The sequence below is a fragment of the Lactiplantibacillus sp. C232 genome (genome assembly GCF_023806725.1).
In the GTDB taxonomy this organism is placed as follows: Bacteria; Bacillota; Bacilli; order Lactobacillales; family Lactobacillaceae; genus Lactiplantibacillus; species Lactiplantibacillus plantarum.
This window is the reverse complement of the sequence record NZ_JAMSKZ010000016.1, coordinates 21,577-43,051: the sequence shown is the minus strand read 5'-3', so window position 1 is coordinate 43,051 and position 21,475 is coordinate 21,577. Positions and strand designations below refer to the sequence as shown.

Genomic DNA, 21,475 nt, shown 5'->3' with positions numbered 1-21,475 from the left:
CGTCATAAAATGACTATTGAGGGAAAAATCTAAAGTGATGAGGAACGAATATGTCAGAAAATAACAATGATAATGAAATGGGACCACGCCAACGCCGCTATCGTGAACAGCAACAGCGTAACCCACATTTGAAACCACACAAAAAACGTCCTTGGTTAATTACTTTACTAATCGTCGTTGTCCTGTTGATCGTTACGGGTGGCTGGTGGGGCTACAAGACCTGGAATGCCGCTAAGGATACGATGAATACGACCTACCAGTCGACCGGCTCGACCAAGCTTCGGAATGTTGATGCCGTTATTAAGAAGGGCAAGCCATTCTCGATTCTACTGTTGGGAACTGATACTGGTGCACTAGGTCGCGGCAAGGACTTCTCAGCCCGGACTGATACCATGATTGTTGCGACAATCAATCCTAAAAAAGAAAGTATGACGCTCACTAGTATTCCACGGGATACGCAAGTGATGATCGATGGGCAATCACAAAAAATTAACGCAGCCTACACCATTGGGGGCGCAAGTGGTGCCGTCAAGTCAGTAGAGAAGTTACTGGATGTTCCAATTGACTTCTACGTCTTACTGAACATGGGTGGTTTAAAACAGATCATCAACGCGATGGGCGGCGTGACCGTGACACCTAAGCTGACTTTCAAATACGGTAATGCCAACGTTAAGAAAGGCGTTAAGATCAAACTTAATGGTGCAGCGGCACTTGATTACTCACGGATGCGTTATGACGATCCTCAGGGTGATTATGGTCGTCAAAAACGGCAACGGCAGGTTATTATGGCCATGGTTAGTCAGTCTAACTCACTTGGGTCAATTGCCAATATTGAAAAGATTACGAAAAAACTCGCTAAGAACATGCGCACCGACTTAACTTGGAATGACATGGTCGCACTCGATACGAAGTACAAGAATGCGTCTCACCATGCCAAATCATATACCGTTCAAGGTACTGACGCGACGATCGATGGGCTCTCTTATCAAGTTGCCTCTTCGTCAGAACGTTACAAGAATTCGAAGCGCATCCGTAAAGCGCTGGGACTCTCAAACAGTAATTTAACAGAGTCAGTCTTCTCTGAGACAGCTTCAATTACAACGGGTAGCTCAAGTTCCAGTTCAAGTTCATCAAGTACCACAACGTCTAGTGATACCACTACTTATGGCACTAGTACGACACAAGATACAACGACGCAGGACCAGACCACGACTCAAGATCAAACCACGACTCAAGATCAAACCACGACTAATCAGTACTAAGCAACTATTAAAAAATGGGTTTCTTCAGAATAAAAATTCTGAGAAGCCCATTTTTTGATGATTATTTTTAATTGACCGGCCAAGATTGTAAAAAGTGTTGAAACTTTGCTTCGCGCTGTTCAATTAGATCCGGTGCCGGCAATGCTTCTAGTGCGGCAAGTTGGGTCTCAATCGCCTGGTTGATCGCAGCGACTAATGTCTGATCCTGATGGTCAATAACCAGGTCAACTAAGCCGCGCGACTGCAAAGCGCTAGCTGTCATTGGTAATAAATCGATGGCGTCACTGCTGGTCTGTTGCCCATGTAAAATCGCGGTGACTGCCTCGGGAGAAGCAACGTTGAAAAGTGCATCATCTAGCATGATAATGCGGTTGGCGTTGGCAAAGGCTAACGCCCCACCGCTATGGCCCTCACCGAGAAATACAACAACGTTCGGTACGGTCAGCTGACCAGTCGCCGCAATCAAGTCCGCAATGGCCTGACTCTGACCATAGCGTTCCGATTGGGGGCTCGCATCAGCACCTGGCATATTGATTAAGCTAACGACCGGCCACCCAAATTTAGCCGCATGGGTTACGACTCTTAACGCCGTGCGATAGCCGGGAACAGTTAATGCTCCCCCGTTTTTTCGACGCCGGCTCGCAATATCAACACCCCGGTCAACGCCCAGAACAGCTAATTGGCGACCAGTGGCAGTGCGCCCAAAGCCCGCCGTTAAAGCCGCATCCTGACCTAATAAGCGGTCACCCCGTTGTTGCGTCATTGTCGGCAATAACGCTTGAATGATAGTCGGCGCACTGATCCGATCAGCCGCCCGTAATCGCTGTAATCGTTTATCCATGGGCTGACCTCCCAATCCCATAATTCACTAATGCTTGTCCTAGCGTTGACCGCAATTGAGGTCGTTCAACAACTGCATCCACCATACCATTTTTAAACAGCTGATCCGCCGTTTGAAAATCCGCCGGCAGCTTGACAGGCAAAGTTTGTTGGATGACCCGGGCTCCGGCAAAGCCAATCTTAGCACCCGCTTCTGCGATAATCAGGTCACCCTTAAACGCAAAACTCGCCGATACGCCCCCCATAGTGGGATCTGTCAGCACTGTGATCAAGGGTAACGGCGTTGCTGCTAACCGTGCTAATTCTGCCAGAATCAAATTCATTCCGACCAAGGCATAAACACCTTCTTGCATCCGAGCACCACCTGAGGCGGTCACAATGATCAGTGGTAACCGTTGGGCCCGCGCTTGTTCACTAGCATGCAATAAGCGACGTGTGACCGCCGTGTTTAACGTCCCCATCATAAAATGACTATCCATCACTGCTAAGATACAGGGTTGTTGCTCAATCAAGGCCGTTCCACAGACAACAGCCTCGTTTAATCCGGTCTGGCGTTGGGCCCGCCGCAGTTTGTTCGTATAGTCCGGGAACCCCAGCTGATTGACAGGCCGCTCAGTCATCGTCAACGGCTGAAACGACCCTTCGTCGACGAGTTGTTCTAATCGTTGCGCCGTCGTCAGTCGTTGCCAATAGTGACAATAAGGACATTGCTGATAAGTGCCCCATTGGCGTTGGTGGACGTGCCGACCGCACTTAGGGCAGGCTTGCCAGGTCCCAGAAGCTGGATAATGACTCATTTCGACGCCTCCCAACGTGCTAGACTGTGAATCGTGTACTGATCATGAATGTAGGCCGGCCGGGCCACCGTTTGCTGTAGAAAAGTTAAGTTCGTCGTGGGTCCCGTCAATGTTACTTGCGCTAAGGCCCGTTGTAAGTTGCGCACGGCTTGCTGACGGTTCACACCGGTGACCATCAACTTGGCAATTAAACCATCATACATGGTTACTAGCCGATCGCCCTGATGATAATCCGTATCCACTCGTACATCGGCTGGCCAGCTCAGCGTTTCAATCCGCGTCTGCTTAACCGGTAAGGTAGCGGTCAATCGAGCTTCGATCGCCGTACACTTGGGCTGCAAGCCAACATGCTCTGGAAAATCAACCGTGACGCCAGCCGCCTGTTTGATTTGTTCAGCCACAATATCAATTCCGGTGGTTAATTCTGTCACCCCGTGTTCAACCTGTAAACGCGTATTCATTTCCATGAAATAGAACTGACCATCCGCAAATAAGTATTCAATTGTGCCCAAGCTTTGATAATGTGTACCCGCTAATAACTGCCGGGACAAATCGTATAAGGTCCGGCGTTGTGTCTCAGTCAAAATACTTGCCGGACTTTCTTCGAGAACCTTTTGCTTGTGCAATTGGAGGCTACAGTCACGATCACCAAGAATGAATAATTTCGTCCCCGTGCCGAGGACTTGAACTTCAATATGGCGGGCAGTTGTCAGAAATTGCTCTAAATACATCGCATCATTCAAAAAGGACGCAGCAGCTTCTTGACGCGTAGCCCGCAATTGTTGATGGAGTTCATGAACGTCGGTAAGCACTCGAATACCCTTGCCACCGCCACCATAACTGGCTTTCAAAACTAGTGGAAAACCGATCTTGGCGGCCGCGTGTTTAATATCCGGCCATGCCAAGCCTTGTAATGATTGACCTGCTAGTACCGGAACGGCTTGTTGCCGTGCAAAATCCTTAGCGCGGGCCTTATCACCCATCAACTTAATTTGCTCAGTCTGCGGGCCAATCCAGGCAATGCCACATTCCGCACACATGGCGGCAAAATCCGCATTTTCAGCTAAAAAACCATATCCCGGGTGAATCGCATCGGCGTGCGTATTAATTGCAGCCATTAGAATCGCTTCGGCATTTAAATACGATCCACTGGCAGCTGCAGGTCCGATACAGACCACTTCATCCGCTAATTGTGTGTAACCCGCATGCCGATCAGCAGTTGAGCAAACGGCGACCGTCTGAATATTCAATTGTTGACAGGCTTTGATAATCCGTACGGCAATTTCACCGCGATTCGCGATTAACAGCTTGCGAAACATAGCTACCGATCCTTTCGCATTGTAAATAACGGTTGTTCGTACTCAACAGTGGCGTCGTCAGCAACTAGTACTGCTGTTAACGTCCCATCGGTCGGACTAACTAATGGATTGAATAATTTCATACTCTCAATCTGGCCTAGTTCTTGACCAGCTGTCAGTGACTGACCAACCTTTAAATCTGGTGCCAAGTGGACCACCCCGACCATCGGACTCGGCAGTGTAACGACTTCATCTTCAGTCTCCGCAACTGTGCTGGCAGGCGTAGCGGCTACGGGAGTTACCGTTTCTGAAGCTAACGCTGGTTTTGTCACTTCAATCTCCAAGTCGCCGGCTTTAACGCGAATTTGCTGATAACCCTGTCGCGCGTATTTCTCAACTAATCGATCTAAATCTTTTAATTCCATCTGCACACCCCTACTTCTTGATCAAGACTGAGCCATACGCTAGCCCGCCACCAAATGCTGTTAACAACACTGGCCCAGTTAAGGTATCAAAAACATTGGCTAAGGCCATTGCCACCCCAGCTGAGGACGTATTACCATAATGATCAACATTATGTGGAAACTTCGTCATTGGTAACGCCAAGTTAGCCGCAATTTTTTCAATGATCCGTAAATTAGCTTGATGACAGATCACGTATTGTAAATCACTGGGTGTCAGTTGCGCACTCGCAATTAACCCACGCATCTGTTCTGGAACAACCGTCGTGGCAAATTGAAAAACATCCCGTCCAACTTGGTAAAACGCATCCGTTTGCGGGTAGTTCGTTGCGGCAACTTCAGTAATCGGCCGTACTCGTCCAGAGTGAATGACCGTAGCGTTTCCTTGCGATTCTAATTTCTCAGCGATCAAGCTGTTTTCATCTGGATTGTCAGTAGCTTGTAATAACGCGCCACCAGCACCGTCCCCAAAGAAGACGGCTGCCGTCCGGTCCTGAAAGTCCATCATCTTGGAATTAACTTCCGCACTGATCACCATCACATTCTGGTATTGCCCACTGCGAATAAACTTGTCAGCCGTCGCCAGGCCAAACGTGAACCCAGCACACGCTGCACTCAGGTCGAACGCAAACGCATTATCAGCGCCAATATTAGCTTGCACTAAACAAGCCGTCGCAGGTGTTAAGGCATCGGGCGTAATTGTCGTGACTAGGATCAAATCAATGGCACTGGCAGCTAAACCACTTTTTTGTAGTAACTGCTGGGCGACCTGGGTGGCTAAATCCGAGGTGTTTTCATCATTCATCGCGTAGTGTCGGGTTTTAATCCCAGTATGCGCCTGAATCCATTCGTCGCTAGTGTCCATAATGGCTGCTAATTCGTCATTATCAACAACGCGTGCCGGAACATATTGTCCCATGGCGGTTAATTTTGTATAAGTTGGCATTTTTAAACCCCCCGCTACTTTCCGTTTCGATTAGTTTAATTTTATCAATAAAAGCCTATCCGTCAAAGTTTACGGCTGTATTTTTGGTAAATCCTTAGAAACCTAGCCAAAATGAAAGAACAGTGGTGCCCATAACCGACACACCACTGTCCATCATAACTTTGTTAATACTTATCTGGCGCCATAAAGCCATTTTTAGCTAATAGCGGCATCACATCAACCCGTTTATCCGTCGGAACTTTCTGTGCAAACACCTTTAATCCCGCTGCTTGTAACGCATATAATGCCCGTGCTTCGGCTTGACCGATTGCAATAGCATTGGTGACCATCACCATGCCCGCTGAAAAAGCTAGGCTACCAATATCAATGCCCGTTTTGCTAAAATCAAGTCCCCCCGCTACTAAGCGCGCCATGTTCTGGGGCGTATCAGTCAGGATTAGTGGCTTTACTTCATCAAATAGCGAGTCTTGATAAATCTCGATCATTTTGTCGACCGTAATCACATTAGCTTTCACACCAGGGGGCGCGGCTTGCACAATTAGAATCTTGCGAAGTGCATCCTGGGCAACTTCGTCTGAGACGACCAAAATACGGTTAGGACTGACCGTCTTGGTCCACACCGTGGCAACTTGCCCGTGGAGTAGCCGACTATCAATGCGTGCTAAACGAATATCCATCGTCATAGCGGTTCATCTTCCCCATCGTCCTGTAACAACTTGAGATGCTTAATCCCAATCTTTCCAGTCTCTTCAAGGTGGGCAATCACCTCATCAATTGGCTTATCACGAACAGTGTAAGCCTCAATCAGCATTGGCAGATTCAGACCGGTAATCAGACCCATGCGCTCTGTATGTTCGGCAACGATCCGACTAGCGGCGTTAAATGGCGAACCGCCCCATAGGTCAACCAAGAATAAAACTTGATCATCCGCGTCAAATCTGGCAACCGCAGCAGCTAATTTATCAGCTAATTCATTAGGTTCTTCGTCTAGTTGAAAGGTAACCGTTTGGACCTTATCTTGCTTGCCAAAGATCATGTAGGATGAATCGACAACGCCCTGCGCAAAACTCCCATGACTGACAACGACAAATGCTAACATCTACTTTCCCTCCTCAGTCGGTTAAATCTACTCAATAAGATACATGCAAAAAGCATGCCAAGTTAGTGTATCAACTCATCGCGACCTTTGCCTGATGAGTCTCCAATAATTGCACAATATAATAATTTTCAGCATCTGAGAAGGTTAACTGTAGTTGATCTGTCAATTGCTGATTGGCCTGTTGCACAAGTGGGTACCACTTCGATGCCATAATGTCTGGCATCTCTTCGGTGGGTGCCGAAATTTCATCTTTGATGGCCGTTCGTTCTAGCGCACCCGCTAAGTGCATAATCAAATCAATGCGAAAAGCATTCGTCATTACACCATCCAAGTGCGTCGCAATCACTTCGCTATACTCCCATAAAATTCCCGTTAACTTCTTAGGATTTAAAAACGTGAAGTAATCGCCTAAGTACCGTTCGCAGAGTTCCGGTGTCAACTGCTGACTTTCTTCCGCCATGGTCTGTGGCGAATCGATACCCGTCGCTAACTGGTCAATAAACTTTTCGCCACCACCTTGTAGCAATTCTTCCAATGAAATAAAAGGGACGTCTAATTCGGGTTTTGTAATCCCAGTTGCCGCAATGATTTGATAATTTTGACTGATTTGTTGTATCCGTGTCTTCATTTCGACCACTGAGATTGGGAATACCGTAATACCTTCGATAAAGTTTTGAGCTAATAAACTGTCTAAAATTGACTTGATACGTTCAGCCGTCCCAACGCCGGTCGCACAAATTGCAATAATCGCCCGTTGTGCCGTCTTATCCGTCGCTAAGGCGGGCTTGACTGTTGCGCGCTGACTATCCGTTGGTAGGTTCCGTGAAATTCGCGAATAACCTTTGAAACCAACGAGCTCCTGATACATAGAATCCAGATCACTATCGACCAGGCTAGCCTTCCGAACGGCTTCCAAAACAACCGGCGTGGTCACCATGTCAATCGTTCGCGTCGCAATTCCTGTCTCCTGCTGAATTCGTTCCCCGAAGGTCGTTAACGACCCCATATCGACTAGTAACAAAATTCCTTTCCCAGAATCAAGCTTTTCTACTCGTCGCTTGACATGATCATAGGCGACACTCGGGTCCATATCGAGAGGCATGTCGAAAGCCTGAACATCATAATCATCTAACAATTGTCCGACGACCTGTGCCATGGAAGACGCGGTACTCATCCCGTGCGCTGCCACCAACACGCCAACTTTGCCGTTAAGCTGCATCGATTTTAACGAGATGAGCAAAATGGCCAGATAATAAACTTCGGACTTGGGAATCGGTAAATGATACCGTTCCTCTAATCCTTGCTTGAGCGCCTCCGCTGCTTTGATTTCAGCCGGATATTCACGCACCATCGCTAACATATCCGAACTCATTTGACGCATGGGCTTGCCTGCCTGGATGCGTTTGATAAAGGAGCTGACGTGCAAGCTCACAGCGTAAATAAAGTTATCCTTGAAATTATAACCTAGCATGTCTTGAACCGTCATCTGCGCCGTCTTGGTAAAATCAATGACGTCCTGATCAACGATCTCGGCTAACTTGTTTTCTGGTGAAACTTCTAACTGATTTTGTTTATAAAATGATTTTAAATGCACATTGATATCGGTCGTGATGAAACGATTGATGTGTTCTTTATCAAGGCCTTCCCGTCGGAGTAACGCTGCTTTATCACCAATAATCTCATATAAATTATATGGTAATTCATAATTATCGTTCTTATTACGAAGCGGCGTTGGACCATCATTTGGCTTCACGATGAGAACCGGGTCCAACAACTCAGAGATGGCCCCCAGTTCGTGACGGTTAGAGGCTACTGTCATGAGACCGCTACGGATATTTTGTGGCAAATCATCCATCGTGATTGTGATTTCACTGTCATTTTCGATGCTATTGACAAAACCCTGGGCACACACCAGCTGAATGTTCGACTTCAACTGACCGACGTTCCCAAATGTGACTGAGCCAAGTAAGGCCTGCACCACGTCCTCCGTTAACCGAATCTGTTTATTGATTCGATTAGCTTCCAATGACAATAATGCCTTCAGTAATTCTAAACGTTCCTTGGCTGAGCGATGATTGAACGCTGGTAGCTGAATCGTAATCGGAATTCGCCGAACAAAGGTCTGCAGTAGGGTACTTTCTGGGTCCTCGGTCGTTGCACAAACTAAGCGGACATTGGCATGGTGACTCTTCGCCGTCTCACCGAGTCGTGAATAAGTCCCGTGATCCATGAAATAAAAAATCATTTCCTGACCTTCTGGTGGTAGACGGTGCACTTCATCTAGGAACAACATGCCCCCATCCGCTTCTTGGATCAAACCGTCCTTATCTTCATTAGCACCTGTAAAAGCCCCCTTAACATAACCAAACAAATGCGACATCAATAATTCCGGATTATGCGCATAATCGGCACAATTGAACGTAATCAGGCCTTGCGGGTTCGTTAAGACTTGTTGGGTTTCCGCAAAACGATACATGGCGTTTGCAAAGTAAGTTTTACCAGAACCAGTCGGGCCAATGATTAATGTATTTAATCCCCGCGGTGGGTAAAGAATGGCCGCTTTCGCCTGTTCCACTTGATTAGCAAGGCTCTCATGCGAGCCAATCATGCTGGCAAATATATCATTTACAACCGGTTTAGGCACAGACGTCGCGACGGGCGCTGTCGGTATTCGCTCTGTCGTCGCTCCATTCGCTACGCCACTAGTTGTTGTGGCCGTTGTGGCTGTTGCATTCACCGGAACATAGTGCACAGGCCGCCCTGTCAGCTTGTGCAACTGGCCTTCTCGCACCAGTGCATTTAATTCCTTGCTGACGTTTGAACGCGCTATCATTAAAGCGGTCGCTACCATTTCCGTCGTCAGTCCGTGTCGATCGCTATGTTGACGGACGTATTCACAAATCTTGGATTTTCTGGTCAACTTCGCCACTCCTTTTCACCACTATCAAATAGCTGATCCGTTTTGATACACTATAACACACTATATTCTACCATAGTTCCCGACTCAGTTACTTTTTAAGACTTGTCAGTACAACTATTTCTGTTTCATGGTATTGAAATTCCATTTATGACGCACCTTAACGTGCTCAGATACTGCTTTTGATGCGTCAAAAAAAGCTTAGACACTGCAACGCGCTAACCCCACCCGTTGATACCTAAGCTTCTTAAACTAACTATTAAATAATCACCAATCCGTCGGCAAAGAACCCTCGACAGCATTGGTCATTATTTCAAATACTTATCTTTTTTACCTTTACCCTTGAATATTCTCCCAAGGACTTGGAAAAATGTCAGTGATTTTACAATTCGATCAGGCTCAATATATTGCCGAACGGCTCGTAACACTTTCTTAGGGTCCTTAGCTGAGAAAGTAATCATACCGTTCCGTTTCGTTTGAAAAGAGAACCGCGGAATCCAACGGCCACCAAACATTACGGATACGACCACATATTTCACTTCAGTCCAAGGGATTTGAATAAAATTACGAACATTGCGATCATCATAAAATTCAAATCCGTTATCACCGACCATAATTTTACCGTAATCGGTCAATCCCATATGTGAATTACCGTTCGTAACTAAATCAACCTTAGTATTGATTGATTGCACCATATTAATCCCTCCTCGTATCCATCCTCATACCGATTATACGGCGAGTTTGTCAGTTATGCAAAGTACGCTTGTAAATAAAAAGGATGAGCTCCCACGAGTCCATCCTTTAAATATGACATAAGCAAGTATTACATCCAACCAATAACGTGCATTAGAACCCCAAATACGAAGAGGCCAAGAATGATAATGATTGGTGAAACTTTCTTCTTTAATAACCACATGCAGAGGAAGGTTAACAGCAACGCCATCAAACCAGGAATCAATTGATTCAAGTTATCTTGTAAGGTGGTTACCTTGTATTTGTCAAGTGAACGGCCAGCAGCTTGTTGTGTTAAAGCTTCCTTAACACCAGAAGCACCCTTTGGCAGTTTATCCCAGTCAATGTACGAACCAGCTTGTTGCTTAATGGTCGAAACTTTAACTGGACTGAAGTCAACAACAACCCACCGTTCGATTAACGCCGCCAAGATAAACATCCCTAGCATGGAAGCACCACGGGTAATATCTTGTAAAATACCACCAGATAAGTCATCAGTAATCTTAGAACCGGCTTTGTAACCGAATTCTTGGGTATACCACATGAAGCCCATCCGAATGGCATTCCAAACAACGAAGTACAAGATTGGTCCAACAATGCTACCAGAAATAGCCAATGATGCAGCTAAGGCACCAACGATAGGCTTAACCGTGTACCAGAACACTGGGTCCCCAACACCGGCTAAAGGTCCCATCATACCAACTTTAACCCCTTGAATCGTAACGTCATCAATAGGTGCCCCATTGGCACGTTCTTCTTCAAGCGCTAAGGTAACACCAATAACTGGTGAAGCCACGTATGGATGGGTATTGAAGAATTCCATGTGACGCTTCAAAGCAGCAGCACGGTCTTCTTTAGTTGTATATAATTTCTTGATTGCTGGAATTAAAGAATAAGCCCAACCACCGTTTTGCATACGTTCGTAGTTCCATGAACCTTGGAGGAACGTTGAACGCCACCAAACATGCAGACGATCACTTTTACTTAATGTAACTTTTTTAGTAATATTTGTAGTTTCAGACATCTCAGTTTGCCTCCTTCTCTAATACTTGTCGATAATGTCGCCAACCGGATCACCCGTGTTGGAGCCACCACCATTGCCAGAGTTACCTTGCTTTGAAAGTGCCAAGTACATTAAGGCTAAGGAAATACCAATTGCACCTAAACCAATCAAAGTAATTTCACTGATCGCAGCTAAAACAAAACCTAAAGCGAAGAATGGCCAAACTTCACGAGAAGCCATCATGTTGATAACCATTGCATAACCAACGGCAACAACCATACCACCACCGATTGATAAACCATCAGTTAACCAGCTAGGCATAGCGTTTAACATTGCCTTCACTGGCGTAGCACCAACGGCCAAAATCAAAGCGGCTGGAATCGCAATACGAAGTCCTTGCATGCAGATCGCAACCCATTGCCAGAAGTCAATTTTACTAAAACTACCTTCTTCAGCGGCACGGTCCATGATGTGGACAATCCCAGTTGCTAACGTACGAGCGATGATCGTTAAGAGTAACCCAGCAACGGCTAAAGGAACGGCAATCGCAATAGCTGAAGTAACTCCGGCACGGCCTTGACCACCTAAAACTAAAATAATTGCAGATGCAATTGATGCTAACGCAGCATCAGGTGCAACGGCGGCACCAATGTTGGCCCAACCTAAGGCAATCATTTGTAAACTCCCACCTAAGATAATACATGGGACTAATTGTCCGGTTACTAATCCGATTAGGGTACATGCAACAACTGGTTGATGGAAGTGGAATTCATCCAAAATACCTTCCATACCAGCTAAAAATGATACAAGTACGACTAAAATCACTTGAATTACGTTCAAATTCATGATTTAATCCTCCATCTTTTCTGATATTCTTGGAACTACTTTTGTTCCTTCAACATATTTTCAGCTTTGTTCAAAATGTTATCCATATTTTCTTTACCATCACTTGGAACCTTCCGAACATCAAATTCGATGCCGTCTTTTTCAAGTTTACGGTAAGTGTCGATATCATCTTGATCAAATGCCAAAACCTTGTTTGGTTGAACTTTACCAGCCGAATGAGCCATCGAACCAATATTCAATGTCTTAATTGGCACACCACCCTCGATTGCACGTAATGCATCTTGTGGTGTTTCGAATAAGACCAACGCCTTTTGACCACCAAAGTGCTTGTCATCTTTAGCAATCTTAATCATTTGAGCAATTGGAATAACGTGCGCTTTGACACCAGATGGCGCTGCTTGCTTGATCATGTTAGTCCGCAGTTCGTCTTTAGCAACGTTATCAGACGCAACAATGATCCGAGTTGGGTTAACTGTCTTACTCCAAGCAGTAGCAACTTGTCCATGCAAGAGTCGCGAGTCAATCCGTGCTAACCCATATTCCAACTTCCCTGGCCGGCCAGCATTATTGTTGGTCGTTGCAGCGGCAGCAGCCTTTTCTTCCTTAGGTGCTAATGCTTCAGGACGAACCTTTACGCCATCCTTAGCAGTTTCAATGATATGCGTGGCAATTTCGTGTGCCGAATCCATTGAAAGTCGTGAAGCATACGCTTCAATTAACATTGGCAAGTTCAAACCGGCAACGATTGCCCATTTGTCCTTGTGTGCTTCAAACAAGCCGTTAACTTGATTGAATGGTGTACCGCCCCAAAGGTCGACTAAGAATAAGACTTGCTCTTGATCGTCGAATGAAGCAATGGCTTTTTCCAACTTAGCCTTGATGTCGTCAGGGCCTTCGCTAGGCATCAACGTAACGGCTTGAACGTTTTCTTGTTCGCCGAAAATCATTGATCCAGATTGATAGATGCCTTTAGCGAATTCGCCGTGACTAGCAATGATAATGCTTACCATCTTTGTACCTCCTATTTTTTCGTTACAGTCATATAAAACGAATAAATAATATCTAAATTGCCTGTAACTATTTATGTTTTTGATACTGTAAGCGCAATCTTTTTCGCACTCACTTATATATATGCAAATTCCGTGCCAAAATACACTAAAGCTAAAAGCCCTTATTTCAGGCTAGAAGTTGATACACTAGTGTGATACAGTATTAAAAACGATTATTTTGTGTGTCAAATAGCGTATTTTTAATATAAAATTATGAAACAGTAACTAATGTTAACTATGGTATCAATTTCTTAATAGCTCAGCGCCCGACGACCATTTAATTGCCACATCGTCTCAAACGCTTGGTTATCCATCTGTCCGGATTGACCACGCCAAGGATCATTGTACCTAATAGTTGCCGTTGTATATCCAGTGAGCGTCACTGTATGACTCGCAAAACCATCGAGTCCCTGAACCCAAGCGACTACCGGATGACGTTTAGTGAGCTGTGCTTTAAGTCGTTGCAGGCCCACCCCGCTGAGATCTACAGCGGACGGCAGATAGTGGCGGATCGTTGGTAACAAGCCTTGGGGGTAGATGTAGAGGCCAATACCGTAAGCCGAAGCAGGATCACCAACAAAACCAGTGTTAGGATTCGAACTGCGCGGCACGTGGCTGGCAAACTGTTCCTTATTAATATTAACGCCGGCATACTGCAGCATCATGGTAGTCGCTGTCATCTCACACCCCGTTGGCAACTCCGGTAGCTGGTCAATCAGTGGTACCCGCAGTTGAACCGAGGCCGTACTGGCGGGTTTTAGCTGATTAGCAGCTATCCAGCCGCTCTGCTGATGACCATTATGCACGTAGTAGAAGCGCTGGTAATGCCCGTTGCGATAAATATCAGCCTGCTCAGTACGCATCCACTGTGTATGCTGGTGATACTTTAAATGTAAATTAACACGCAATTGGGCACGCTGATGACGCACGACGGTTAAATGGTAACCGACACCGTTCTGACTATTCGTCTGATAGACCCGCGTCTGCACCACCTGAATCCCTGTAATCGGATAAGTCGTTACGGCCGCTTGTGCGGGGTAAACCACGCCACTAACAAGCACTCCGCCCACCAAGATACGCCACCACCATCTACTCATTCTAATCAATGCCTGGTCCTCGCCTTCTCTTAATATCGTAATCAGTAGATTAACCGTTTTCATTATAATGCTGGTAATCATGAGATTAAACAATAAGGTATGGCAAATTTGGTGAACATAGTTGAAGTAGTTGGCAAAAAAGCAAGCCTGAAATAACATGACCAGTCCAATTTACCGCAAAAAACATCGATCCATCAAGCTGACCCTAATAATCATCATATTGACAATGAAGAAGCTAAGTACATTAGCAGTTACCTTCATGATAGAATTTAAAAATGACACTGAACTATATGGTGCCTACCACGAGTTGTCTTGAAACAGGTCGAGGTCATAGATGAGTAAAGGTTCATCAGAATTTTATAAGATCATGTATCACGTTCACGGTTACTATTTAAATAGATGGAGTAAATACTTATTAGCGACAGACGTAAACTGGTTTGGTGACAACATGTTGAAAAAAGGTACAGAACATAAAGAAGTCGGCATTAAGAAAAAAATTATAGGTAAAAAAAGCAGCGCTGTCCCTGACATAACTGGGACTTAGGCTGCTTTTTGATGAATCAAGGCGCATTCTGAGATCTGTACGTGGATAAATTTTGTTCAATGTTCATGTGAACGAAAGCCTTAGAATGTGCCTTGAATTTTTGCGAATTTAAACACCTTTATGAATTTTTATCTTTAATCTCTTGTAAACCATCAACAGTATATTTCGGCATACCGGTAGCGTCTTGCATTTCGTCCATAATGGCTTGACGTTGTTTTTCTGTTTTCCCGTACTTTTGAGCAATACGTTGATTGATTTTTAAGATACCGTGAATACTGCCTGTGGACATCCAATCTTTGTGAGTTGCTCTAAACACTGCACCAGTTTTTAATTGATCTATATTATCGGCAATTAGTGCTTTTTGTACTTTATTAGAACCAGACAATTTTTCGGCCGGCTTCCTTAAATATTCAGCGTTCTCTTGAATCTTATCGATCTGATCTCGGTGACGACTCATCTTTCCAAATAGTCTTGTTTCGAATGCATGCAAAGAATCAAAAGCCTCTCGTTCTTCTTCGGTTATCTCCACACCGCCGACTGTAATTCTTTTCGATTCCTGCGTATCAGCTAAGCCCCAAAACATAGTCAACAGACAAACTACAACCAGAATACCTTTCTTTACGCTGAGTTTCTCTTTCCGATGTTTGATCAAAGAAAAAATCAAATAGATTACTGCCAATAAAGCGATAACCCCAAGTAAATATCGCATAATTACTCCTTAACTAACTAGTCATTTCCAATATTGTACATTAGATTTATCTATCATATCCTTTTAAGTACACAACAGCAATATAAAATGTTAAGTCATTATATTCTTAACTAATATAAGTCTCCTTAGTACCGGTTTTAGAAAAATCGCTTTAAGAAATTCCAAAGTTGGTTTTCTAAGAATATGAACATTTAAAGACTTTTTTTGTATGTTTCATATCATCACTTGTTTATTGCATAAAGCAGTTCATAATAAAAGTGTGTCAAAATATTTTTACGGAGGTAAATGTTATGGCTGATCAATTAGTATTAGACACGCAACAATGGTTAAATTCCACTTATGGCGATGTTGATGGTTTTGGTAGCGTTCCTGAAAATGGACTTACCGGTTGGGACACAATTTATGGTCTAACCCGTGGCTTACAACATGAACTTGGTATTACTGATTTAGTAGATAACTTTGGTCCCACAACTGCTAAGCTTTTTGATGAAATTGCTGATGATATTGTACCTGGTTACTCAGGTAATATTACATACATCATCCAAGGTGGTTTTTGGTGTAAGGGTATCGATCCCGCCGCCTTTGATGGGAAGTTTACTAGCGATACTGCTTCTGCCGTCACAACGATGAAAGAATACGCCGGATTGAGTGATACTTCCGGGACCCTGGACTCACAGTTCATGGCCGCACTGCTCAATATGAGTGCATTCACCTTAGTAGCTAATGGCTATGAAAAGATTCGTACGATGCAGCAACAATTAAATCATGACTATCTGGCTTATACTGGCATTCTACCCTGTGATGGCGTATACCAGCGTGACACAAATACCGCTTTGATTTATGCTTTACAGGCCGAAGAAGGACTTGATACGGATACCGCATCAGGAACTTATGGGCCAATGACCCAAGAGTTGACTCCAACTGTTTCAACTGGTGATGATAATAATTTTGTCCGTATATTGCAATGGGGCCTTTACGTAAATAACCAAGCGTATACGGGTGCTTTTGACGGCAGCTATACTTTAGACGTGTCAAGTTCAGTAGCAACTTTTGAGAGTGATATGGCCCTTCCAGAAACATCTGGCGTATCGGCAGGTTTAGATGTCTTCATGAGTCTCTTAACTTCCGCTGGTAATCCTGACCGCGACGCTGTGGCTTGCGACACCTCGCATCAAATAGATGCGAATGAGGCCGCGGCACTCAACTCCGCTGGTTACAAATATGTTGGTCGTTATCTAACTGGTACTGCCGGTACTGGGAGTAGTGAAGTTGATAAAAATTTAACCACCAGTGAAATCAGTATTCTAACTAATGCTGGTCTAAAGATCTTCCCAATCTATCAAGATGGCGCATCCGATGATGAAGATTACTTTACCCAGACCAAGGGTAGCAGTGATGGCCGTAAAGCTGGTTTAGCCGCCATGCAATTAGGCTTTCCTGACGATACGATTATCTACTTCGCTGTAGACGTCGATATTCAGGATGGTGACATAGCAGGCACGGTCGAACCATACTTTACAGGTGTTGCCAGCGGGATCAATAGTTTCGGTTTTAAAGTCGGTATTTACGCTACCCGAAATGTTGCCAACACGATTATTACGGATGGGTTGGCCGACAAAGCGTTCGTTTCCGACATGTCTACTGGATTTTCTGGCAATCTCGGTTTCCCAATGCCGAGCGAATGGTCTTTTGATCAGTTCAATGAAGTCGCTTTTGACGACTTCTACATCGATAAGGTCGCCTCTAACAGTAGTCGTTCGACAGCTGTTGATGATTTTTCAGCTGGTAGCAGCGTTGGAGGTAGCGATGATTTAGCTAAAATAAATGAAATTATTCAAAACCTGAGTGAAACTGATAGTATTTTTTCATTCGTAAAAGATATAACTATTGAAGCAACCAGTAAAACTTACAAAGTTGAAACTCCTGCTGTGGATCTATCTTTAACAGTTGACCTGGAAGGCAATATTAGTGATGACGATGGTGACACTTCAATTAATTATAATATTAATGATGGTTCCGTTCATTTGGCATTAGATGATGAAATCTCGCAAATCATTGCTGAAAACACAGCTGGATTTACTGATACAACGGTGACCGCTTCATTGGATGGAATAGCTTCAGTAATAAAGGATGGTGACATCAAGACTGGTATGTCTGTTAAAGCAACCGGTACATCTATCACATTTAAGGTCGATTCTACATTTGAACATGAATCAACAAATGGTAAAACCTACGAGATAGCGTATGAAATTACTTTGGTAGCAGAGTTCCATTCAATTATCAGTCCTTTACCAGCTTGGGTCACCGCTGTACAAGCGGATGAACACAACACCTCAGTGGAGGATGCAAAAGCAAATGCACCTGAAATCACAACTGTGTTACTGCGTGTTGGTACTGCCGCAGTTGTTGCTCTCGCAATAACTGGTTTAATAATGACAGCCACATTTTTACCGTCGATTATCCCCGGATTAATTACCTTAGCTGCTGCGTAATAATGTAAAATGCTATATGGTTAGACAAAACGATTGGAGTCATCCGATCGTTTTTTATATAAAAATTAGGAGTGGTAAATAATATGGACACAACACAATTTTTATTTTTTGTATGGATTATGTTTTTGGCAATTTTCATTCTGAGCTTGCTCTTTGCACTCTTTACACCAAAGGCATTCACTTACACATCACAAAATCCAAAATCTAAACAACTAATCCGTAAGATACTGATAACTAAACCAATTAGAGAATATCGGCGACAGTTAAAAATAAGTATCCTCTTTAGTACGCTGGGACTAATAGTAATGTGGATTGGAATTATTTTATTTGCGTTCAAGTTTGTGATTGTCTCACTTTTTTTACTTGCCATTGCATCAGCATCATATATTTTTATCGGGGTTGTCACTCCTTACTATGAATATAAGTACTGGTCAAGAGCAGAAAAAAAAGAATTTGGGACGCTGCCACATAAATCCTTTATAAAATTAATGACATGTCGAACAATATGTACGATAACTTTGACTCTTTTATTTTTACTACCAGCAATTTTCAACTCTGAATTTTATGATATCTTATTTAACATTTTTTCTTAAATCAAACTATTCCGGAGCCGAACAAATGCACAATTAAGGTCGATTCTACGTTTGAACATGAATCAACAAATGGTAAAACCTACGAGATAGCGTATGAAGTTACTTTGGTAGCAGAGTTCCATTCAATTCCTTTACCAGCTTGGGTCACCGCAGTACCAGCGGATGCCTTTTTGACTATGCTGCTAATTGATAAACGCCGCGGGTTACATGATCAAAATAATCTGATTGTTGCAAAGTCTGGCGAATCTTAGCTTGCCAATTACGATTATTGTTAGCCTTACGACAACCATCGAGTAGTTGATAAATAGCGTTTAAATCTGTAGCTCCGCCTAGAGTTTCAAGCGCTACTTTTACGAGGCGCGCCCAGGTCACACGGAAAAGTTGACAGAGAATCAATAAAAAAGCCGATATATCAACGATTTCTCGTATCAATATCGGCTATTCTGTATATAAAATGCGGCCAAGAAGATTCGAACTTCCACCGGGTTAACCCCGACAAGATCCTTAATCTTGCGCGTCTGCCAATTCCGCCATGGCCGCATCACAACTCACAAAAAATATCATAACAAAATTTTGCGAGTCTGACAAGCTTATTTTAAGATTTTTGTACTTTTACACCAGTTGCATCCATTGGCAATAAGAATAATTGGCCGGTGAGTGTTGTATCTTGGCTCAATTGTGCCTGCAACGTAGCGAGTTGACCGTAATCACCCAAAGTAATCACCGTCGGCCCAGCACCACTCAAATAAGTCCCCGTTAATCCCAGAGCGTGGGCATGGTCTCTAACCGTTTGTAGTGCCGGCACTAACTTAGCCCGATACTGTTCATGGAACTGGTCCTGTTCTAGCAGCGGTAACGCCACGTCCCAATTTTGAGTTGCTAGAGCAGCCACTAACGTATTCGCCACACTACTACCAGTAACGGCTTGGTGGTACGCCAATTCAGTTGGCAAGGCTTGGCGACTGGCGGTCGTCAATAACGGTTCGTTAGGCACGTAGACACTTGCAAAAAGCATCGGTAACGGTAACTTCACCGCACGGACGCGTTCATCAGTGTTCGTCGCCACAACCAAGCCTCCTAATAGGGCTGGTGCAACGTTATCTGGATGACCCTCCAGTTGAGTGGCAACTTCCAGTAGCTCAGCAGAAGAGCGCGTTGCGCCGGTCAATTCGTTTGCCAGCACTAAGCCGGCTACGATGGCCGTCGAGCTACTACCCAATCCGCGCGCTAACGGGATTTTTGAAGCCATCTGTAAATGCTGTGGTTGTAAATCTGGTACCAAATGCAACGCCGTTTTAATAATTAAGTTGCGTTCATCCGTCGGCACATCCGCCCCAAAGGGATGGTCAATCTGCCAATGGTCACTAGGTTGCAACACTTGTAGCGTTAATTGCATGTCTAGCGCCAGACCGATTGAATCAAAACCGGGACCAAGATTAGCGGAAGTCGCCGGAACCGAAATCGTTAACATGTCCTCACCTACGCATTCTTTAAAACTTTATAACTCGCTAATAGTTGCATATTCTCTTGTTCACCGATTTCACGAGTGATATCTGCTAACTGTTGATCATTCATGGCATGGGTAATGATCACAACACGAGCGTTGCCGTCACCTAATTGATTTTGAATGATTCGACTAAATGAAACTTCTGCGCGGGTCATAATCGCCGTCAATTTCATCATCATCCCCGGCACATCACGCATCTTCAAGGCAATAAAGTGAGGATACACAACATCTTCAGGCGTTGCTAAGACTGTCTCCTGGCGATAAGAGTTAAACGTGTTGCCAGTCGTATTCAACGCAATATTTTTCGCAACCGTTGTAATATCACTCAGCACACTGTTGGCGGTCGGGAGTTCTCCAGCGCCGGGACCGTAAAACATCGTGTTCCCCACAGCCGTTCCCGTTACCATTACAGCATTATTCTCATTTTGCACCGTGGCAAGTGGATGCTGATCAGAAACGAGCACAGGCCCGACTGAGACCGCAATGCGATCGTCAATTTCTTCCGCAATCCCGAGTAATTTAATTGTATACCCAAGCTGGTGAGCTTCCGCAATATCCTCTGGGCTGATTTTCGTAATTCCCTGAACTTGAACGTGGTCGAGGGAAAGACTCATCCCAAAGGCAAACTGCGTTAAAATAATCATCTTGAACGCCGCATCAAGGCCTTCGACATCATTAGTGGGATCACTTTCGGCAAACCCCAAGTCTTGTGCTGAGCTCAAGGCTTGATCATACGACCAATGCTTAGTCAGCATCTGCGTCATGATGTAATTAGTGGTCCCGTTGACGATTCCCATGACCCGTTGAATCCGGTCAGCGGCGAAACTATTATCAATCGTCCGTAAAATTGGAATCCCACCAGCAACACTAGCTTCATAGAACAGGTCACGATGATTTTCACGAGCAATCTGAACCAACTCCCGGCCATATTGCGCAATCAAGTCCTTATTGGCCGTCACCACGTGTTTGCCAGCTTGCAAGGCTTGCGTAATATATTCCTTCGCCGGATGAATTGAACCCATCACTTCGACCATAATTTGAATGGACGGATCATCAAGCAGGGTCGCGATTTGGTCGGTCATCTGAACGTCCCCCAAATCAACTTGTTCGTGCTTTTTCAAGTTGTGGACAACTACGCAGGCTAGTTCCAACTTACGACCGGTAATTTCTGAAATCTTTTCCTGATGCGCTTGAAGCATTTTTACAACGCCGGTCCCGACTGTGCCTAGTCCGACCACACCAATTTTAATCGTTTCCATCTTAATCCCTCCATATCAATAGTT

At 44.6% G+C, this 21,475-nt stretch carries 21 protein-coding genes and 1 tRNA gene; 4 read left to right on the top strand and 18 right to left on the bottom strand.

Going from position 1 to position 21,475, the window contains the following annotated elements:
• Positions 1–50: 50 nt before the first annotated feature.
• Positions 51–1,262, top strand: a complete 1,212-nt coding sequence (locus tag MZO41_RS13425) for an LCP family protein (RefSeq protein WP_013355227.1) — start codon at positions 51–53, stop codon at positions 1,260–1,262.
• Positions 1,263–1,329: 67 nt separating this feature from the next.
• Here the strand turns inward: MZO41_RS13425 and accA are convergent, their stop codons facing one another.
• The 13 genes from accA to MZO41_RS13360 all read right to left on the bottom strand — a co-directional run bounded on the left by accA (position 1,330) and on the right by MZO41_RS13360 (position 14,356).
• Entirely contained in the window at positions 1,330–2,103 is a 774-nt protein-coding gene (gene accA, locus MZO41_RS13420; protein WP_003640919.1) for a carboxyltransferase subunit alpha, read from the bottom strand.
• Entirely contained in the window at positions 2,096–2,899 is an 804-nt protein-coding gene (locus MZO41_RS13415) for an acetyl-CoA carboxylase carboxyltransferase subunit beta (protein ID WP_003640918.1), read from the bottom strand. Before MZO41_RS13415 ends, accA begins: the two co-directional genes overlap by 8 nt.
• Positions 2,896–4,218: an acetyl-CoA carboxylase biotin carboxylase subunit gene (locus MZO41_RS13410; protein WP_013355226.1), complete on the bottom strand. Its 1,323-nt coding sequence runs from the start codon at positions 4,216–4,218 to the stop codon at positions 2,896–2,898. The genes MZO41_RS13415 and MZO41_RS13410 overlap by 4 nt, the downstream gene beginning before the upstream one ends.
• Positions 4,219–4,220: 2 nt before the next feature.
• On the bottom strand, positions 4,221–4,622 hold the full coding sequence (locus MZO41_RS13405; RefSeq protein ID WP_003640916.1) for an acetyl-CoA carboxylase biotin carboxyl carrier protein: 402 nt from the start codon (positions 4,620–4,622) through the stop codon (positions 4,221–4,223).
• Between the two features lie 10 nt (positions 4,623–4,632).
• Positions 4,633–5,604 carry a ketoacyl-ACP synthase III gene (locus tag MZO41_RS13400; protein ID WP_013355225.1) on the bottom strand — a complete coding sequence of 324 codons (972 nt, stop codon included), beginning with the start codon at positions 5,602–5,604 and terminating at the stop codon, positions 4,633–4,635.
• 164 nt (positions 5,605–5,768) lie between these two features.
• Positions 5,769–6,287 (bottom strand): PTS sugar transporter subunit IIB, encoded by a 519-nt coding sequence (locus MZO41_RS13395; RefSeq protein WP_003640914.1) that lies wholly within the window; start codon positions 6,285–6,287, stop codon positions 5,769–5,771.
• Positions 6,284–6,703, bottom strand: a complete 420-nt coding sequence (locus MZO41_RS13390; protein WP_003640913.1) for a PTS sugar transporter subunit IIA — start codon at positions 6,701–6,703, stop codon at positions 6,284–6,286. Before MZO41_RS13390 ends, MZO41_RS13395 begins: the two co-directional genes overlap by 4 nt.
• Positions 6,704–6,773: 70 nt before the next feature.
• Positions 6,774–9,623: a sigma-54-dependent transcriptional regulator gene (locus tag MZO41_RS13385; protein WP_021356507.1), complete on the bottom strand. Its 2,850-nt coding sequence runs from the start codon at positions 9,621–9,623 to the stop codon at positions 6,774–6,776.
• A 305-nt stretch (positions 9,624–9,928) separates the two neighbouring features.
• Positions 9,929–10,315: a DUF956 family protein gene (locus tag MZO41_RS13380; protein WP_003640911.1), complete on the bottom strand. Its 387-nt coding sequence runs from the start codon at positions 10,313–10,315 to the stop codon at positions 9,929–9,931.
• A gap of 128 nt (positions 10,316–10,443) precedes the next feature.
• The gene (locus MZO41_RS13375) at positions 10,444–11,376 is read right to left on the bottom strand and encodes a PTS system mannose/fructose/sorbose family transporter subunit IID (protein WP_003640910.1); all 933 of its coding nucleotides are present in this window, start codon (positions 11,374–11,376) and stop codon (positions 10,444–10,446) included.
• Between the two features lie 18 nt (positions 11,377–11,394).
• Complete coding sequence (locus tag MZO41_RS13370; protein WP_003640909.1) at positions 11,395–12,201, bottom strand: PTS mannose/fructose/sorbose transporter subunit IIC; 807 nt, start codon at positions 12,199–12,201, stop codon at positions 11,395–11,397.
• Positions 12,202–12,236: 35 nt separating this feature from the next.
• Positions 12,237–13,211 (bottom strand): mannose/fructose/sorbose PTS transporter subunit IIA, encoded by a 975-nt coding sequence (locus MZO41_RS13365; RefSeq protein WP_003640908.1) that lies wholly within the window; start codon positions 13,209–13,211, stop codon positions 12,237–12,239.
• A 290-nt stretch (positions 13,212–13,501) separates the two neighbouring features.
• Positions 13,502–14,356, bottom strand: a complete 855-nt coding sequence (locus MZO41_RS13360) for a C39 family peptidase (protein ID WP_013355222.1) — start codon at positions 14,354–14,356, stop codon at positions 13,502–13,504.
• A gap of 325 nt (positions 14,357–14,681) precedes the next feature.
• On the opposite strand from MZO41_RS13360, the gene MZO41_RS13355 reads away from it, so the two are divergent.
• Positions 14,682–14,891 carry a hypothetical protein gene (locus tag MZO41_RS13355; RefSeq protein WP_016511718.1) on the top strand — a complete coding sequence of 70 codons (210 nt, stop codon included), beginning with the start codon at positions 14,682–14,684 and terminating at the stop codon, positions 14,889–14,891.
• 118 nt (positions 14,892–15,009) lie between these two features.
• On the opposite strand, the gene MZO41_RS13350 is transcribed toward MZO41_RS13355, so the two are convergent.
• Complete coding sequence (locus tag MZO41_RS13350) at positions 15,010–15,570, bottom strand: hypothetical protein (protein WP_129318290.1); 561 nt, start codon at positions 15,568–15,570, stop codon at positions 15,010–15,012.
• Positions 15,571–15,890: 320 nt separating this feature from the next.
• Here MZO41_RS13350 and MZO41_RS13345 point away from each other — a divergent pair, with 320 nt between their 5' ends.
• A complete protein-coding gene (locus MZO41_RS13345; protein ID WP_013355220.1) occupies positions 15,891–18,092 on the top strand; it encodes a glycoside hydrolase domain-containing protein in 2,202 nt (733 codons plus the stop codon).
• Positions 18,093–18,175: 83 nt separating this feature from the next.
• Positions 18,176–18,685, top strand: a complete 510-nt coding sequence (locus MZO41_RS13340) for a hypothetical protein (protein WP_022638149.1) — start codon at positions 18,176–18,178, stop codon at positions 18,683–18,685.
• 174 nt (positions 18,686–18,859) lie between these two features.
• On the opposite strand, the gene MZO41_RS13335 is transcribed toward MZO41_RS13340, so the two are convergent.
• The 4 genes from MZO41_RS13335 to MZO41_RS13320 all read right to left on the bottom strand — a co-directional run bounded on the left by MZO41_RS13335 (position 18,860) and on the right by MZO41_RS13320 (position 21,451).
• Positions 18,860–19,057 carry a hypothetical protein gene (locus MZO41_RS13335; RefSeq protein ID WP_024002616.1) on the bottom strand — a complete coding sequence of 66 codons (198 nt, stop codon included), beginning with the start codon at positions 19,055–19,057 and terminating at the stop codon, positions 18,860–18,862.
• 83 nt (positions 19,058–19,140) lie between these two features.
• Positions 19,141–19,225 (bottom strand) — tRNA-Leu (locus tag MZO41_RS13330).
• A 55-nt stretch (positions 19,226–19,280) separates the two neighbouring features.
• Positions 19,281–20,156: a homoserine kinase gene (gene thrB, locus MZO41_RS13325; RefSeq protein ID WP_013355218.1), complete on the bottom strand. Its 876-nt coding sequence runs from the start codon at positions 20,154–20,156 to the stop codon at positions 19,281–19,283.
• A gap of 8 nt (positions 20,157–20,164) precedes the next feature.
• The gene (locus MZO41_RS13320; protein WP_003640905.1) at positions 20,165–21,451 is read right to left on the bottom strand and encodes a homoserine dehydrogenase; all 1,287 of its coding nucleotides are present in this window, start codon (positions 21,449–21,451) and stop codon (positions 20,165–20,167) included.
• Positions 21,452–21,475 lie beyond the last annotated feature (24 nt).